The sequence below is a fragment of the Sinorhizobium alkalisoli genome (genome assembly GCF_008932245.1).
Taxonomy (GTDB): domain Bacteria; phylum Pseudomonadota; class Alphaproteobacteria; order Rhizobiales; family Rhizobiaceae; genus Sinorhizobium; species Sinorhizobium alkalisoli.
The window spans coordinates 313,102-329,647 of the sequence record NZ_CP034910.1 but is presented as its reverse complement, the minus strand read 5'-3'; the positions used below and the strand labels follow the sequence as shown (position 1 = coordinate 329,647).

Annotated in this window: 17 protein-coding genes; 15 read left to right on the top strand and 2 right to left on the bottom strand. The window is 61.8% G+C overall.

The window, feature by feature from the left end:
- The first annotated feature begins 103 nt into the window (after positions 1-103).
- The 8 genes from EKH55_RS19150 (at position 104) to EKH55_RS19115 (ending at position 7,134) form a co-directional block, all read left to right on the top strand.
- Positions 104-1,462, top strand: coding sequence for an NAD(P)H-dependent oxidoreductase (locus tag EKH55_RS19150; protein WP_151612478.1), 1,359 nt, complete (start codon positions 104-106; stop codon positions 1,460-1,462).
- Positions 1,459-1,752, top strand: a complete 294-nt coding sequence (locus EKH55_RS19145) for a putative quinol monooxygenase (protein WP_151612476.1) — start codon at positions 1,459-1,461, stop codon at positions 1,750-1,752. The genes EKH55_RS19150 and EKH55_RS19145 overlap by 4 nt, the downstream gene beginning before the upstream one ends.
- A gap of 10 nt (positions 1,753-1,762) precedes the next feature.
- The gene (locus EKH55_RS19140) at positions 1,763-2,668 is read left to right on the top strand and encodes an NAD(P)-dependent oxidoreductase (protein ID WP_151612474.1); all 906 of its coding nucleotides are present in this window, start codon (positions 1,763-1,765) and stop codon (positions 2,666-2,668) included.
- Positions 2,669-2,695: 27 nt separating this feature from the next.
- Entirely contained in the window at positions 2,696-3,721 is a 1,026-nt protein-coding gene (locus tag EKH55_RS19135) for a DctP family TRAP transporter solute-binding subunit (RefSeq protein ID WP_151612472.1), read from the top strand.
- 49 nt (positions 3,722-3,770) lie between these two features.
- Positions 3,771-4,283 (top strand): TRAP transporter small permease, encoded by a 513-nt coding sequence (locus tag EKH55_RS19130; protein WP_151612470.1) that lies wholly within the window; start codon positions 3,771-3,773, stop codon positions 4,281-4,283.
- Positions 4,280-5,554, top strand: coding sequence for a TRAP transporter large permease (locus EKH55_RS19125; RefSeq protein WP_151612468.1), 1,275 nt, complete (start codon positions 4,280-4,282; stop codon positions 5,552-5,554). The genes EKH55_RS19130 and EKH55_RS19125 overlap by 4 nt, the downstream gene beginning before the upstream one ends.
- Complete coding sequence (locus EKH55_RS19120) at positions 5,551-6,054, top strand: gluconokinase (RefSeq protein WP_151612466.1); 504 nt, start codon at positions 5,551-5,553, stop codon at positions 6,052-6,054. Before EKH55_RS19125 ends, EKH55_RS19120 begins: the two co-directional genes overlap by 4 nt.
- Before the next feature lie 399 nt (positions 6,055-6,453).
- Complete coding sequence (locus EKH55_RS19115; protein WP_151612464.1) at positions 6,454-7,134, top strand: DUF2161 domain-containing phosphodiesterase; 681 nt, start codon at positions 6,454-6,456, stop codon at positions 7,132-7,134.
- Between the two features lie 185 nt (positions 7,135-7,319).
- On the opposite strand, the gene EKH55_RS19110 is transcribed toward EKH55_RS19115, so the two are convergent.
- Entirely contained in the window at positions 7,320-8,009 is a 690-nt protein-coding gene (locus EKH55_RS19110; RefSeq protein ID WP_151612462.1) for a GntR family transcriptional regulator, read from the bottom strand.
- A gap of 195 nt (positions 8,010-8,204) precedes the next feature.
- On the opposite strand from EKH55_RS19110, the gene EKH55_RS19105 reads away from it, so the two are divergent.
- The 7 genes from EKH55_RS19105 (at position 8,205) to EKH55_RS19075 (ending at position 15,643) form a co-directional block, all read left to right on the top strand.
- The gene (locus EKH55_RS19105; protein WP_246231938.1) at positions 8,205-9,194 is read left to right on the top strand and encodes an amidohydrolase family protein; all 990 of its coding nucleotides are present in this window, start codon (positions 8,205-8,207) and stop codon (positions 9,192-9,194) included.
- On the top strand, positions 9,194-10,087 hold the full coding sequence (locus EKH55_RS19100; RefSeq protein ID WP_151612460.1) for a VOC family protein: 894 nt from the start codon (positions 9,194-9,196) through the stop codon (positions 10,085-10,087). The genes EKH55_RS19105 and EKH55_RS19100 overlap by 1 nt, the downstream gene beginning before the upstream one ends.
- Positions 10,088-10,124: 37 nt before the next feature.
- Positions 10,125-11,702, top strand: coding sequence for a bifunctional 3-(3-hydroxy-phenyl)propionate/3-hydroxycinnamic acid hydroxylase (locus EKH55_RS19095; protein ID WP_427915860.1), 1,578 nt, complete (start codon positions 10,125-10,127; stop codon positions 11,700-11,702).
- 94 nt (positions 11,703-11,796) lie between these two features.
- The gene (locus EKH55_RS19090; protein ID WP_151612456.1) at positions 11,797-12,642 is read left to right on the top strand and encodes a fumarylacetoacetate hydrolase family protein; all 846 of its coding nucleotides are present in this window, start codon (positions 11,797-11,799) and stop codon (positions 12,640-12,642) included.
- Between the two features lie 117 nt (positions 12,643-12,759).
- Positions 12,760-13,761: a TRAP transporter substrate-binding protein gene (locus tag EKH55_RS19085; RefSeq protein WP_151612454.1), complete on the top strand. Its 1,002-nt coding sequence runs from the start codon at positions 12,760-12,762 to the stop codon at positions 13,759-13,761.
- 62 nt (positions 13,762-13,823) lie between these two features.
- Entirely contained in the window at positions 13,824-14,345 is a 522-nt protein-coding gene (locus EKH55_RS19080; protein WP_151612453.1) for a TRAP transporter small permease, read from the top strand.
- Positions 14,342-15,643, top strand: a complete 1,302-nt coding sequence (locus tag EKH55_RS19075) for a TRAP transporter large permease (protein WP_151612452.1) — start codon at positions 14,342-14,344, stop codon at positions 15,641-15,643. Before EKH55_RS19080 ends, EKH55_RS19075 begins: the two co-directional genes overlap by 4 nt.
- Before the next feature lie 310 nt (positions 15,644-15,953).
- Here the strand turns inward: EKH55_RS19075 and EKH55_RS19065 are convergent, their stop codons facing one another.
- Complete coding sequence (locus tag EKH55_RS19065) at positions 15,954-16,544, bottom strand: PIN domain-containing protein (protein ID WP_151612449.1); 591 nt, start codon at positions 16,542-16,544, stop codon at positions 15,954-15,956.
- Between the last annotated feature and the right edge of the window lie 2 nt (positions 16,545-16,546).

The window sequence follows — 16,546 nt, the reverse complement described above, 5'->3', positions numbered from 1 at the left end:
TGCGGTAGCACCGTAATCGGTGCCCGGAAACGCGATCGTCGGCGCCCTACCTGCGTGCGCTTTGAGTTTCCGGCCCTGTGGCCGCAAGACGGAGTCATCCACTATGAACCTCTATTCGATGCTTGCCGCGCGTCATGCCGAAGGGCGCCCCATTCGTGTCGGCCTGATTGGCGCCGGCAAGTTTGGCTCGATGGTGCTCGCTCAGGCCCGCAAGATTGCCGGCTATCACATCGTCGGCGTTGCGGATCTCGATGCCGGCAAGGCCCGTGCCTCGCTGAAGCGCACCGGCTGGCAGGAAGACGAGTACGGCGCCCGGTCCCTGTCTGATGCGATGGACACCGGCAAGACCTTCGTGACCGAAGATGCCGCCGCGCTTTGCGCCTTTGAGGGCATCGAATGTATCATCGAGGCGACCGGGCATCCGATTGCCGGCACCCGTCATGCGCTGTTGGCGATCGACGGCATGAAGCACATCGTCATGGTCAACGTCGAGGCTGACGTGATGTGCGGCCCGATCCTGGCGGCCAAGGCGCGGGCCAGGGGTCTCGTCTACTCGATGGCCTATGGCGACCAGCCGGCCTTCATCTGTGAACTCGTCGACTGGGTCCGGTCTTGCGGCTTCGAACTGATCTCCGCCGGCAAGGGCATGAATTTTGAGCCGCGTTACCGCTATTCGACGCCGGATACCGTCTGGGGCTACTTCGGTTGGACCGAGGAAGAAGTCGCCAAGGGCGACTTCAATCCGAAGATGTACAACTCCTTCACCGACGGAACCAAGGCTGCAATCGAAATGGCCGCTGTCGCCAATGGCACCGGGCTTGACTGCCCGGACGACGGACTGGCTTTCTATCCGTCTGGATTGCAGGACTTGGCATCCGTGTTCAAACCCGTCTCGGAAGGCGGTCGTTTGCCGAAGGCCGGTCTCGTCGACATCGCGGCAAGCCAGGAGCCCGATGGGCGTGAGGTGTTGAACAACATCCGTTACGGCATGTTCGTCACCTTCAAGGCGCCCGATGCATATACCCGCGACTGCTTCAAGCAGTATGGCCTCCTGACCGACAAGACCGGTTGGTACGGCTCCATGTGGCGCCCCTTCCACCTGATCGGACTGGAGACCTCCGTATCCGTTCTTTCGGCGATTCTTCGCGGCGAACCCACCGGCTCGTCGAAGGAATATCGCGGTGACGCGGTTGCGACAGCCAAGGGGGACTTCAAGGCCGGCGACATGCTCGATGGCGAGGGCGGGTACGCCGTCTGGGCCAAGGCCATTCCGGCCACGATCTCCAGTGAGATCGATGCCCTGCCGATCGGCCTCGCTCACAACGTCAAGCTCAAAAAGCCGATCAGGCGCGACCAGGTTGTGCGCATGTCCGATGTCGTACTCGTGGACGATCTCGACGTGGTCGAGTTGCGTCGTGAACAGGTGCGCACCATGGGCCCGACATCCGAGGTTGCGGCATGAGCTATGTCGTCCTGCCGCAATTTGACGTCGCCGAAGACCGCCTAGAGACCTTTCTGGAGGCCGCCAGGGACGACGCAGAGAACTCCGTTGCAAATGAACCCGGATGCCAACAGTTCGATGTCGTCGTGGACCGCCGCGTCTCGCCGATAAAGGTGATGTTCTACGAAGTCTATGACGACCGGGCCGCCTTCGAAGCGCATTTGAAAACTCCGCATCTGGCGCGGTTCAGGCAAGCCTTGAGCCTTGTCACGGAAGGGTCGGTAGGCTTCTTCGAACGCGTTGCACCTTGAGGATCAAGCGATGAGCAGAGGCAGCGTTGCGGTGCTTGGTACGGGGCTGATGGGCGGACCGATGGCGGCCAACCTCGTTGCGTCCGGTTTCGATGTTGCGGTGTGGAACCGTAGCGCCGACAAGACACAGTCACTCGCCAAAATGGGAGCCGGCCCTGCCGGCAACCCGGCAGGCGCTGTCATCGACGCCGACTGGGTCGTGGTGATGCTGTCGTCCGGTCGCGTCTGTGATGAGGTTCTCTTCGGTCCCGAAGGCGCCGCGCGCGCCATGCGCAAGAATGCGCTGTTGATCGTCATGTCCTCCATTGGCATGGCCGACGCCCAACTGATGGCTGACAAGGCCAGAAAGCTGGGGCTTCGCTGGCTCGATGCACCTGTCTCGGGCGGAACTTCGGCGGCGAAGGCCGGCACCCTTTCGATCATGGCGGGCGGCGACATCGAAGACGTCAGAGCGGCCAACCCGGTTTTGTCAGCAATGGGCCGGGTGGTGCATATCGGACCCGCCGGAACGGGAGCACTGGCAAAGCTGGTCAACCAGCTTCTGGTCGCAAGCACGATCGTTGCCATCTCCGAGGCCATGTTGATGGCAGAGGAGGGCGGCGCCGACCCGGCCAAGGTGCGCGAAGCGATGCTGGCTGGTTTTGCCTCTTCGCGAATTCTCGAGCTTCACGGTCAGCGCATGATCGCCGGCGACTTCGCGCCGGGTGGGCCCGCGAAATACCAGATCAAGGATACAAGGGCGGCGCTCGATGTGGCCGCCGCGCTCAACCTCGAACTACCGGTCCTCCGACTCGCGGACGGACTGTTCACGTCACTGGTCGACCATGGAGGTGGAGACCTCGACCATTCGGCGTTGATACTCGAACTCAAACGTCGGAACGGAAGACTGCCCCCGGGCAGCCCCCTGCACGACTGATCTTAAGTAAAGGGAGGAGACCCGATCATGAAGAAACTTAACACCACCCGTCGCGCCGTCATGCGCGGGATTGCCGTGGCTGCGATGATAGCAGCCGGTTGCGGGATTGCTGCGCCGTCTTTCGCACAGACGTCGCTTCGCCTGGCCGTACCAGATCCGGCCGACAGTTCCGTCGGTCGCGCCGCAACCCGGTTCGCCGAGTTGGTCAACGAGAAGACCGGCGGCGAGGTGACGATCCAGGTCTTCCCGGATGGCGTGCTCTTCGGCAAGGATCAGAATGCGGCCATCAATCAGCTTGGCTCGGGAGCTCTGGACGGCCTGATCCTGGCGACATCCGTCTACGCCTCCTTCGAGCCGAAGATGAATGCCATTTCCTTGCCCTACCTGTTCTCGAACTACGATCAGTTGAAGGCCTATCTCGCCGGCGAACCGGGTCAGGAACTGCTGACCTCGCTGGATCGCCTGAACATCAAGGGGCTCGGCTTCTTCCTGCGGACCTTCCGCGATGTGACCACGCGCGACCGGGCCATAACCAAGGCAGAAGACTTCAAGGGACTTACCCTGCGCACGCCCAACAATCCGTTGTTCGTTCGTCTCTTCCAGGCGCTAGGCGCCAACCCGACGCCGATGGCCTTCTCAGAGGTCTATTCGGCTTTGCAGCTCAAGGCGATCGATGGGCAGGAAAACCCGGTCGAGGTCCCGTACAACAACCGCTTGTACGAGGTTCAAGGTCAGCTCAACATGACCCAGCACCTCGCTGACAGCTTCCTTCTCGGACTTTCGTCGACTGCCTGGGCCAAAATTCCCGAAGAGCACCAGGACGCTGTACAGGAAGCGGCGGAACTGATGATTTCCGAGCACGACGCCGAGGAGATCCGGCAGGAAGAGGAGATCATCGGCAAGCTCAAGGAAAAGGGCATGCAGGTGAATGACTTCGCCGACGGCGAGCTTGAGAAGGTTCAGGAGATCGCCCGCGGCATCTATGGCGAATTCGAAGATAAGATCGGTGCCGATTTCATGAAGAAGAGCATCGACTTCGTGAAGGCGAACTGATCCGATTGCGGGGCGCTTCGGCGCCCCGGTTCGCCAGAAAGAGGACGTCATGCAACTCCTGGACAAGATCATCTGGCGGGTGGTCGATGCCGTCCTGCTTGTCGCCGTCATCAGCATGGTGGTGCTGATTGCGCTTCAGGTCGGTTCCCGCCTCGTCGGACACTCCGTGGCCTGGACCGAAGAGCTCTCACGATTTCTCTTCATCTGGACCATCTGGCTCGGCCTTGCGGCAGGCTTCCGCAACGGTCAGCATCCCGCGCTGAATTTCCTGACCGGCCTGATCCCGGCCTCCATGCGAATCGCTTACCGGCTTATCCCGGCTGTGAGCGCAATGATCCTGTTCGGGGTTGTCACATGGCAGGGCTGGCATCTCATGATGCAGCAGATCAGGTTTGGGGAGGAATCGGCGATCCTTCAGATCGGAATGTGGCTGACGACCCTGCCGCTCGTGCTTGGCGCCGGTCTCGCCATTGTCGGAACCGCGGTCAATGCGATCGCGCAAGGTAATGAAGACGACGTCGCTGTCGCGGTGCTCGGCAATCACGAAGGAGCCGTTAAATGAGCTACACGCTGATCGCTGTCTTCGCGCTGTTGGCGCTGCTCGACGTTCCGCTTTCCGTCGCGCTCGGTCTGTCGTCGGTCGTGACGCTCTGGTGGTTCGATCTGCCGCTTTCGATGATCACGCAGTCGATGGCGACGTCGATCAACTCCTTCCTCCTGATCGCGGTTCCGCTGTTCATCCTTGCTGGCCAGATCATGGAGCGCGGCGGGCTGTCCGAGCGGATCTTCGACGCCGCCGAGGCACTGGTCGGCCGGCTCCCCGGGGGCGTCGGCCATGTCAACATTGCCTCAAGTTTCGTGTTCGGCGGGATTTCCGGGTCTTCCGTTGCCGACATCGCCAGCCTCGGTCCGATCACCATCCGTTCGATGACGTCGCGCGGTTATCCGAGGCCCTATTCTGCAGCTCTAACCCTGATCACCTCGACGCTGGCAACACTGGTGCCGCCGTCGATCCTGATCATCGTTGCGGCCGCGTCTGCTGGCCAGTCCGTCGGTGCGGCACTCGCGGGAGGCCTTGGCCCCGGCATTCTGCTCGCTGTCGCCCTGGCGATCTACAACACGATCATTTCGCGCAAGAAGGGCTATGGTGCGATCACCAACTTCAGCATGCGCCATTCGGCGCGCTCGCTATTCCGGGCACTGCCGTCCGTCGGCGCCCCGATCATCATCTTGACCGGCATGTTCTCAGGCGTCGTGACTCCGACCGAGGCGGCCGGCTTGGCGGTGCTCTACACGATGATCGTGGCCGGCATCGTGCATCGGGAGATCGGTTTCAAGGACGTTGTCGAGCTCACCATCAGTTCAGGGAGGCTGGCAGGCTCGGTTCTTCTCATACTGATGGTGGCGAGTGCAGCCACCTTCGTGTTCACGGTCGATCTCTTGCCGCAAAAGGCTTCAGGTGTGCTGTCGACGTTCGGGGGGTCGCCGTTCATGACGCTGATGTTGATGGGGCTCATCTTCATCATCGTTGGCATGTTGATGGACATCGTTGCGGCGGCACTGATGCTGATCCCCGTCCTGATGCCGGCGGCCGTTGCTGCGGGCGTGGAACCGATGCATTTCCTGATCTACATGGTCGCCTGCCTGGCGGTCGGCCTGGCAACGCCGCCGGTCGGGACCTGTCTATTTGCCGCAGCCTACGTATCCAAGGTGCCGACGCCGCGCCTCGTCGCCGCAGCAATGCCGTTCTACGCGGTCAATCTCGTCGTGCTGGTCATGATCGCGGCCTTCCCCGAGATCGTCATGCTGCCGATCAGGTGGCTGACCCTATGAGTGCGCCGCGCATCGTCGTCATGGGCGTGAGCGGTTGCGGCAAGTCGACGATCGGCGCGTGCCTGGCGGCACGGCTCGGGCTTAAGTTTGTGGAAGGGGACGAGTTGCATCTGGTTGAGAGTATTGAGCGGATGCGGAATGGGCTTCCGCTCGACGACGACATGCGCTGGCCCTGGCTGGACCGGATTTCTAACAGTCTCCAGAAGCATGCTGATGGCGTAGTTGTGTCTTGCTCCGCGCTCAAGCGGACCTACAGACAGCGGCTTTCCATGGCCAATGCCGTGTTCTTTCTGCACATCGACGTCGAGCGCAAGAATCTGTTGCGACGGATGTCATCCCGCCAGCATTTCATGCCGACATCCTTGCTGGACAGTCAATTGGCAACGCTCGAGCCACTGGCGCCTGACGAGTTTGGTGCGACGCTGGACGGAAGGCTAAACCTGCCACGCCTGCTTGCGGCGGCCGAAAGTGTTCTCGGCCCAGCCATCTCGAACATCTAAGCTCTCCTGCCGTCTTGAAATCGGCATGGATGGAAACAGGATGTTGGAGGACCGTGGGGGGTCTCCAGAGTCGGGTTTCCATTCTCGCGGAGTGCCGTGTAGCAGTCGCGCCGGTCCCCGCCACGCCGTCAACCAACGTGGCCGCCCTTCGGGTTCACCCGCGCAGGGCGCAACTGTGCCGATGCGTCACCATGCTAATTAATGGGGTCGATGGTTCGATCCGGCTCAAGACCATCGTTTCAATGCCGGCGGCGAGGTCCTGGCCGATCGTCGCAGGATGCGTTGGCGGCTGCTTCCACAGCCCATACCGTGTGATCGCGTCGGCGGCGATAGATGGGTGTCCCGTCCGAGCGGATCGATATAATTGTGGACCGATTCTTCGCTTAGACCTGCAGGCATATGGAAACTTCGCTTTATCTGCCCGTCAAAGGCTTCCTCGAAAAGGCAGGCTACGTCGTTAAGGGCGAAGTTGGCGGCTGCGATCTCGTCGGCTTGAGCGATGGTGATCCGCCTGTGGTCGTTATCTGCGAGTTGAAACTGAGTTTCAATCTGGAGCTCATACTGCAGGCCGTCGATCGTGCAGCTGTCGCGGACGAGGTCTGGATCGCGGCGCGAGTCTCGGCCAAGGGCAAAGGTCGCGAGGCCGACAAACGCTACCGCGATCTCTGCCGCAGGCTCGGGATCGGCATGCTCGGCATTTCCGATGCCGGCGACGTCAGCGTTATCGTCGGCTCCGTATCGCCAATGCCGCGAACCAATCCGAAACGGCGTTCGAGGCTCATGCGTGAACACCAGAGGCGACGCGGCGATCCGGCAGTGGGCGGGAGCACACGCGCGCCCGTCATGACCGCGTACCGCCAGCAGGCGCTCGGCTGTGCTTTAGCGCTGGCGTCAGGACCGCTGCGCGTGCGTGAAATCAGATCCAGCATACCGGACGCGGGGAAGATTTTGCTTTCAAATGTCTATGGCTGGTTTGAACGGCTTGACAGAGGCGTCTACGGCCTGACGGGCGCTGGGCGGGAAGCATTGCTGCGATGGCCGCAGCAGGACATGCCGGCAACAATTGCCGTCCCGGTCTGATTTCTGTTCCAGTACACAGCTTTACGCCGCTCAATCGCGAACATGGCCCGTAGTTCGACTCCGTTCAACTGCACAGATGTCGGATGGCGGGTCTCAGGTTCCGCTCCCATCAAGAGCCAGGGATTTGCGCTGGGTGACGCACTACCCATTCTGATCGACAGGGCCGACGATTCTGGCCGCCGGCCTTATTCGCCCAGGTCGGCGCGGATGATGTCGGCCGTGCGGCGGTAGTGGTTCTGCAGGAGCGCGATCGCGTCTTCCGTCCGCCTCTCAATGGCAGCCTTGAAAATCTGGGCATGTTCGTCGCCGACCTTGCGGACCCGAAACGCCTTGCGGATCGAGAGGGCCCGGTAGCGGTAGAGACGGTCCGCCAGCTGTTCGCAAAATCCGATCAGCGGCTTCGAGCCGCAATTGCCGATCAGCAGCGCGTGGAAGCGGCGGTGATGCCGCTCCCATTCGGGGTTGTCCTTGAAGGTTTCCGGATCCAGCGAACGCGGCGTCCGGTCGAGGCGGTGATGGGCGATCAAGAGCGCCTCTTCCCAGTCCGCGTCTGCTCGCTGGATAGATTCGCCGAGCGCGATCCCCTCGACCCAGCAGCGTGTCTTCGTCAGTTCCTGCAGTTCGTCCAGACTGATCGGCTTGACGAAGAAGCCGCGCTGCTCCTTGCCGATGACCAGTTCCTCGCTCGCCAGGCGGTTCAACGCCTCGCGGATGGGCGTCTGACCGGATTCGTAATGTTCCGTCAGAAAGCGCAACTGCAGCTTGCGGCCGGGCTCGAGCTCCGCAGACAGGATGTCGGCCTTGAGGCGCTCATAGACGCCTGTTGCCCGGGTTGCCGGAGCTTCCGTGGATTTCTCGAGCGTGTCCTGGCGCATGTCCGTCTCGTGCGGTTGATACTGAATTTCATATACATCAATTGCTAGAAGCAAGAAATTTATAAATTCCATGTTTACATAACTTATTTTGTATTTTATTCAAGAGATAGAAAGGGAGGAAGGGCGTTGGACGGCAATGCGCGTCAAATCAGGAAATTCGCCTTCGGTCGCAGTTGCGCAGGTTGCGGAGTCGATGTGCACGCGCATGTCGTTCCTTACGAATTTCCCCGCTTCGCCGCCGAAGCCGTCCCGAAATCATGGCCCTCCATGCAGCAGGCCGAAGGCTGTCATCGCACCATGGTCGTTGACGGAAAGAACTACCGGACCGTCAGCGACGCCTGCTGGTCGGTCGAGCGCCGGATCGCCGATATGGATGCGGCGGGCATCGGCCTGCAGGCGCTTTCGCCGATGCCGGAACTATTCAGCTACTGGACGGATCCCCAGCCGGCGGACGATCTGCTGCGGTATATCAATGACGTGATCGCCGGCATGGTGGACGAAGGCAGGGGCCGCTTTGCAGGTCTGGCCGCAGTTCCCCTCCAGTCGCTCGATCTTGCCGTCGCCGAACTCCGGCGCGCCGTGGAAACGCTCGGCTTCGCCGGCGTAGAGATCGGCAGCAATGTCAACGGCGTGCCGATCGGCGATCCGCGTTTCCTGCCCTTCTTCGAGGAGGCCGAAAGGCTCGGCGCGGCCGTTTTCGTCCACGCGGTGCGGCCGGCCGGCATGGATCGCCTCGTCGGCCCCGGACAACTGCAGCAGGTGCTTGCCTATCCGACGGATATCGGACTTGCCGCGGCCTCCTGCATCACCTCCAACCTCCTGTTGAAGCTTCCGAAGCTGCGCATCGCCTTCAGCCATGGCGGCGGAACGCTGGCGAGCCTCCTGCCGCGTCTGCGGGAGGGCTGGACGGTCTTCCCGGCTCTGGCTGACGCCCTGCAGGCGGATCCCTATGATCAGGCCCGGCGCTTCTATGTCGATTCACTGGTCTATGACGAGCCGACGCTGCGCCATCTGCTGACGATCTTCGGCGATGATCGTATCCTGATCGGTACCGACTACCCCTTCAATTTCCATGAGCGTGCGCCGCTCGGCCGGATCGAGGCCGCATTCGAGGATGCGGCCCTGCGCGAGCGGCTGGCCTTCGCCAACGCCGCCACATTTCTGAACCTTCAGGAGGCCGCCTGATGTCCGACTTTTCGCTCGCCGGGCTGAGAAGCGTGGAACTGTCCACGCCCGATCTGGAAGGATCCGTCGAATTCTACACCCGCGTCTGGGGCCTTGAAGAAGTTGCCCGGGAACTGGGCAAGGTCTTTCTGGCGGCCACCGGCAGCGATCACTACGTGCTCGAGCTGAAGCCTGGCGATACGCCCCTCCTGCGCAAGGTTACCTTCCGCGCCCGGTCGCGCGACGAGCTCGCTACGCTGGAAAAGACCCTGGCCGCTGCCGGCTGCACGCTCCTGCGTCCGCTCGGCCCCGCCGATTCCCCGGCTGGCGGCGAGCGCTTCGTGGTGCGCGAGCCGCAGGGGTCGACGCTCGAATTCGTCTTCGGCGACAAGACGAAGCCGGAGCGGATCGTGCCCAACGTCCCGCTAAGGCTGGCGCATGTGAACATTAATTCCAGCGACATCGAAGCGCTGACCGCGTTCTACCGCTCCGCTCTCGGCTTCCGTCTGACCGACCGGTCGAAGATGATGTCCTTCCTGTGCTGCAACAGCGACCATCATTCGGTCGTGCTCGCCGAAGCCAACGTCAACGGCCTGAACCATATCGCCTTCCAGATGCCGGACCTCGAATCCGTCATGCGCGGCTCGGGCAGGGTGAAGGATGCCGGTTATCCGATCGGCTGGGGCGTTGGCCGGCATGGTCCGGGCGACAACGTCTTTGCCTATTTCGTCGATCCGACCGGTGTCGTTATCGAATACACCGCCGAGGTTCTGCAGGTCGACGACAATTACCGCTTCCGCGGGCCGTCCGAATGGGTCTGGCCGCCCGGACGCACCGATCACTGGGGCATCGCGCCGCCAAAAAGCGACGCGTGCAAGAAAGCGCAGGTGTCCGTGTCTTTCGCGGGCCCATGAACCAACCACCATGACAGTTTTGAGCAGGCAGTTTTCCGTGACGAACGACAAAGCAAAAAGCGATCATTACACAGTCCTGGTTGTGGGCTTCGGTCCCGCCGGGGCCATCGCCGCAGGCCTTCTGGGCAAGCTCGGTCACCGCACCCTGGTCATCGACCGGTTGACCGATATCTACGACAAGCCGCGTGCGATTGCAGTCGATCACGAAATCCTCCGTCATCTGGACAATATGGGGATCGCCGACGAGGTGATGCCCCATATCGCGCCGTTCACGGCCTCGCAGCATTTCGGTGCCAAGGGCCAGCTGATCCGGCGCATCGACATGGTGCCCGAGCCCTATCCGCTCGGTTATACGCCGAGCATGGTGTTCACGCAGCCGCCGGTCGAGGCCGTGATGCGGCGCCATGCCGAAGGCTTCGATTGCGTGGACGTCGATCTCGGTGTGGAGCTTATCGGCCTGACGCAGAATGCGGACGGCGTTTCGGCAGAGCTCAAGTCCGCCGACGGCCGAGTGAGATCGGTGACCGCGGATTATCTCATCGGCTGCGACGGGGCCTCCAGCACGGTTCGCCAGATCGTCGACATTCGTCTTGAGGATCTGATCTTCGACGAGCCCTGGCTGGTGATCGACGTTCGGGTGAATGACGCCGGTATTGCCAAGCTGCCGCAAACCTCAGCGCAGTTCTGCGATCCGTCGCGGCCGACGAGTTTCGTGATGGGGCCGAAGAACCACCGTCGCTGGGAAATCATGCTGCTGCCCGGCGAAAATCCGCGCGAGATGGAAAAGCCGGAAAACGTCTGGACGCTTCTGTCTCCGTGGCTGACGCCGGAGGACGGCACGCTCTGGCGCGCGGCGGCCTACCGGTTCCATGCGCTGGTCGCCGAAAAGTGGCGTGACGGGCGCGTCTTCATTGCCGGCGATGCCGCGCACCAGCAGCCGCCCTTCATCGGTCAGGGCATGTGCCAGGGCCTGCGGGACGTCACCAACCTTGTCTGGAAGCTCGACCGGGTGATCAAGGGCATGTCGTCGGACGGTTTGCTCGAGACCTACGGCGTCGAGCGCAAGCGCCACGTGATTGAACTCACCGGCAAGATCAAGGCGATCGGCGAGATGATCTGCATCCGCGATCCCGCCGAGGCGGACGCGCGCGATGCGCGGATTCTCGCGGACGGGGGCGGAAGCCCGCGGACGATCACCCGTCAGGAAATTGTCCCGCCGCTACAGGAGGGGCTGCTTGCCGGCGCGCCCTGCCCGGCGCGGGGCACGCTGTTTCCCCAGCCCGAAATTCGACAGGCGGACGGAGACTGGCTTCTCGACAAGCTGACCGGCGCCGGCTGGCGGCTGATCGTCGACGGCAGGGGCGACATCGATATGCGGGATGTCGCGGCGGCGGCAGCGGAAATCGGTCTCAGCGTCGCGACGATCGTTCCGCCCGGCTCCGACGGCACTTCGCCCGACGCGCTGACGGAGAAGGACGACGTGCTTTCTGGATGGTTCGATCGCCATGAGACGCGCGCCGCACTGGTGCGGCCGGACCATTACGTCTTCGCCACCGCCCGCACGCAGGCGGAGCTGGTGGCCGAGCTTGGCGAGCTGAAGCGTAAGCTCGGCTGAAGAAAAATCGGCGTCGGAGCCGCGATCCGCGGCTTCGCGACATGAATGAGACCGAGGGCTGGAGAACGCCCCGCATGCAAGGAGAGACAGAGACATGAAACTTTCCACCGTCAAGATCGCGGGACGCGTGACCTGGGGCATCGTCGAAGGCGAGACCTTCCACGACGTGGGCGCGGGGATGAAGGCAACCTATCCCGACCTCAAGCAGGCCGTTGCCGCGGGCCTTTCGGGCGTTGCCGAAGCGAAGGCCGGTGCGGCAACCTATCCGACCTCCGAGGTCGAGTGGCTGGCCGTCATCCCGAACCCGGACAAGATCCTCTGCGTTGGCCTGAATTATGAGATGCACCGGCAGGAGACGGGCCGCAGCGTCGTTGAAAATCCGACGATCTTCACCCGCTACGCAAACAGCCAGACCGGCCACCTCACGCCGATCATCCGGCCGAAGGTGTCGAGCGATCTCGATTACGAAGGTGAACTGGCGGTCATCATTTCCAAGCCCGGCCGCTACATCAGCCGCGAGAACGCCCTGGAACACGTGGCCGGCTATTCGATCTACAATGATGGCAGTGTGAGGGATTTCCAGCGGCACACGCATCAGTTCACGCCGGGCAAGAATTTCCCTGACACCGGCGCCTTCGGTCCCTGGATGATGACGCCGGACGAGCTCGGCGATCTCGATCCCCTGCGCATCCAGACCCGCCTCAACGGCGAGATCGTCCAGGACGCGACCTTCGGCATGATGATCTTCGACGTGGCGCGCATCATCGAATACTGCTCGAGCTTTACCCGGCTAGAAGCCGGCGACGTAATCGCCACGGGCACCCCGGGCGGAGTCGGCGCCAAGCGCAATCCGCCGCTGTGGATGAAGCCCGGCGACATCGTCGAAGTCGAAATCGACAAGCTAGGCATCCTGAGGAATTCGATCGGCCAGGAGGCCTGACCGGCAGGTGCGGCCGGTCTCAAGCGGCCGGCCCGCGAAGACGGAAGAGAATTTCAAGCGACTGAGTGTAACCCTGGCCGTCGATCTGCGGCCGTTCATGACAATCGGGAGGATGAAATGAACAGATATCTCGCAGGCGGCATTGCCGCAGTCACGCTTCTTTTGGCTGGCATGGCGCCGGCATCGGCCCAGACGACGCTCAAAGTTTCAAGCTTCCTGCCGCCGAACAACGCCTGGCAGAAGGAGCTAGAGGCATGGGGAGAGGAGCTTAAGGAAAAGTCCAACGGCGAACTTACGCTTCAGATCTTTCCGGCCGCGCAACTCGGCCCGCCGAACCGCCAGTATCAACTCGTCACCAATGGCGTGGCTGACATTGCCGTCATCCTTCACAGCGCGACGCCGGGTCGCTTTCCGATGACCGAACTCGCCGGCCAGCCGCTGACCTTCCCTTCGACCCGCAAGACCAGCGAGATTATGTCTCGTCGCCTGACGGAGCTGGCGCCGGAATATCTTGCTGCGGAGCATCCCGACACGAAGATCCTCTGGATGGCCGTCACGCCGCCGCTGAAGTTGCACACCACCAATAAGGACGTGACGACGGTCGGCGACGTCAAGGGCCTGCGCGTGCGCTATGCCGGCAAGGTGTTCCAGGAAATGCTGGAAGCCTTCGGCGCCGCACCGCTGCCGATCCCGCCGGGAGAAACGGTTGACGCGCTTTCCAAGGGCGTGGCCGACGGCGCAATGTTCCCTTTTGAGGCGACGAAGTCATTCAACCTCGGCTCCGTCGTAAAATATTCGCTGGAACCGGGCCTGGCATCGGCCACCTTCGCTCTCGTTATGAACCAGTCAGTCTTCGACGGACTGAGCGCGGACGATCAGAAGCTCATCGAGCAAACGACGGGCCCTGCGCGCGCCGAGGCATTCGGTCGTCGCTGGGATGCGAGCGAGGCGGACGGTCGGCAGTACATGGTCGACAACAACGTCAAGATCGAAACTCTGTCGGACGAGCAGATCGCGCCCTTCAAGCAGGCCGTCGAGCCGATCGTGAAGAAGGCCGTCGATGCCGTGGATGCGACCGGAAAGCCCGGCAGCGCCTTCATTACCGCCTATACGAAATAATACCGATTACCGCGCCGCCTCATCGGGCGGCGCGGCTCCATGCTGCTTGAGGAGGTCAGCAAATGTCAGTGTCGTCGGCCGGATTTTCGCGGCTCCTGGAGCGGTACTTTCGCCTGCTGCTCGTCATACCCATTCTTGCGCTCGTGGCGATGATGCTCACCACCGTTGCCGACGTCTTCATGCGCTATGTCTTCAACGCGCCGATCCGCGGCGCCTATGACACCGTCGAGATCAGCCTGCTGATCAGCATTTATTTCGCGCTGCCCGCCGTCATTCTGGAGGGCCACCAGATCGTCATAGACCTGATCGACGGCCTCGTGCCCGAAAGGCTGGTCCGGCTCATGAAGTTCGTGGCGGCCATCGCCGCCGTCGTGGTGCTCGGCTTCATCTTCTGGTCGATGTTGAAACCGGCCCGTGACGCCTATGACTTCGGCGATATGAAGCTCGAGCTGAACTTCCCGGTCTGGATCATCTGGATGTTCGCCCTGTTCGGCCTTTTCAACAGCATCATTGCCGCAATTGCAGTTCTTTTCGGGACAGGGTTCGCAGACGGCGGATCGCTGGACGGCGAGGGCGCGCTATGAGTGCCTCGCTGATCGGCCTGTTCGTGGTCCTCTTCATGTTCGGCATCCTGTTTCTCAGAATGCCCGTCTGGCTCGCTCTTCTCATCTGCGGCATTGCCGGCAACACCTTGCTGTCGCGCCTTTCCGTGGCGGCCGCCGTCACCGGAACCAATGCCTTCGACACGGCTTCCAATTACGGCCTGTCGGTCATTCCCCTGTTCATCCTGATGGGCGAGGTGGCGACGAACAGCCGCCTGTCGGCCGAACTGTTCAAAGCGGCGCGCGTCATCCTGTCCGGCATTCCGGGCGGCCTGGCCGTGGCGACGATTGGGGCGTCGGGCGCGTTCGGCGCCGTGTGCGGATCATCGGTCGCGACGGCCGCGACCATGACGCGGATATCCCTGCCGGAAATGCGCGAAGCCGGTTACGACGACGGTCTTGCCACCGCATCGGTCGCCGCTGGCGGCAGTCTCGGCATCCTAATCCCGCCGTCGATCATTCTGGTGATCTATGCGGCGATCTCCGAACAGCCCTTGCCGCAACTCTTTGCCGCCGCGCTGCTGCCGGGCATCCTGTTGATGCTGCTCTATATTCTCGTTGCCCTCATCATCGCCCGGCGGCAGAAGGACAATGTGCCGGTCGATCCGCCGGCAAGCCTCAAGGACCGGTTGCTGGCGCTCAAAGACCCGTGGCAGTTCCTCGCGCTCTTCATCGCGACGATCGGCGGCATCTATGCCGGTGTCTTCTCCCCGAACGAGGCCGCCGCGGTGGGCGCCTTCGGCGCGATCCTGCTCGGCTTCCTCGGCCGGCGGTTGACCTTGCAGGGGCTGGCGCACGCGCTGAAAGTGACGGTGATCACCAGTTGCGTGCTGTTCACGATCATCATCGGCGCCACGATCTTCGCAAACTTCATCGTTCAGACGAAGCTGCCGGATCTGCTCCTCGCCGGCGCCCAGGCCCTGCATCTCGCACCGTGGGCCGTCATGGCCCTGATCATCGTCATCTACATCCTGATGGGCTGTTTCCTCGAAGGGATCGGCATGGTGCTGATCACGGTGCCGGTCTTTCTGCCGGTCGTCGTGAGCTTCGGCTATGACCCAATCTGGTTTGCGATTATCGTCGTCATCGTGGTTGAGTTGGGTCTCATTCATCCACCGGTCGGCATGAATCTCTTCATCATTCAGGCGCAGGCGCCCGACATCAAGATCAAGCAGCTTTACGTGGCGATCCTGCCCTTCCTGCTGGCGCCCTTCGCGCTGATCCTGCTGCTGTTCGCCTTCCCTCAGATTGCGCTTTGGCTGCCGATGCTGTTGTATTGAAGATTGGCCGGTAGCTTCGATACCGACCAGCTCCCAGGGTGACAGGATTCGAAAGGCGTCGCGAGTGAGAGCGCAAACCTGCCGTCCCCGCGCAAAGAATTGGCAGTCCGCTTCGGGGATAAATCGAGCTCTAGATCGCGTCCGGCGCCAAAGTCCGCAGCGGTTGAATGGAGCCGTTCTCCACGAGCGCCGTGCACGGATTGTTTCGAGGATGTTCACGTTCTGGGCCAAAAAGATCGCATAATGTATCAACGGGAACACGGCTATGGCGTTGCGGCGCTCCAGAGAGGGTAGGCGGGCTCCTTCGAACCTAAAGCGAGAGAATGTGGGGCCTTAGAACGTCCACGGTTTCCGTGAGGCCGTTTGCCTCCATATCCAAAAGAAGGAGCTCGGCGGTTTTTTCCGGCCTTCTGAAGCGCTCTCTCATGCGTCTAATCGCTGCTACCGCTCTACCGGTATCCAAGGCAATTGTATCAGCGATAAAGGCATCGGCCGACCTCGCTTCAAGGTTCAATCGGCGGAGCAATTCCTCGGGGAAGTCTCTCAGATTATCGGTCACAATTACAGCAGCCTGCGTCTTCAGAGCAGCTGCAACTACATGCGCGTCGTTTTCGTCGGGGAGACCCTCGCAAGCGGAGAGAAACTGATCAAATTCAACGACCATCGCTTCCTCGAATGCAGCCTCCATGCTTGCTCTTGCGCGCGATGCACGTACGGTGGCGTCGGCGACGTCCTTGTCGGCCAGGATCTTTTCGATGGCCTTCTGGCTCTCATCAAGAATGATTGCGGACCAGCGGAGGCGGAAGAATTCCGCTTCCGCAAGAGTCAGCAGCAAGTTTCGCTTTAGTGCACTTGCGAGTGTGCAGGCGTCGACGAGGGCGGCGAAGCGATTAGCGAACAAGC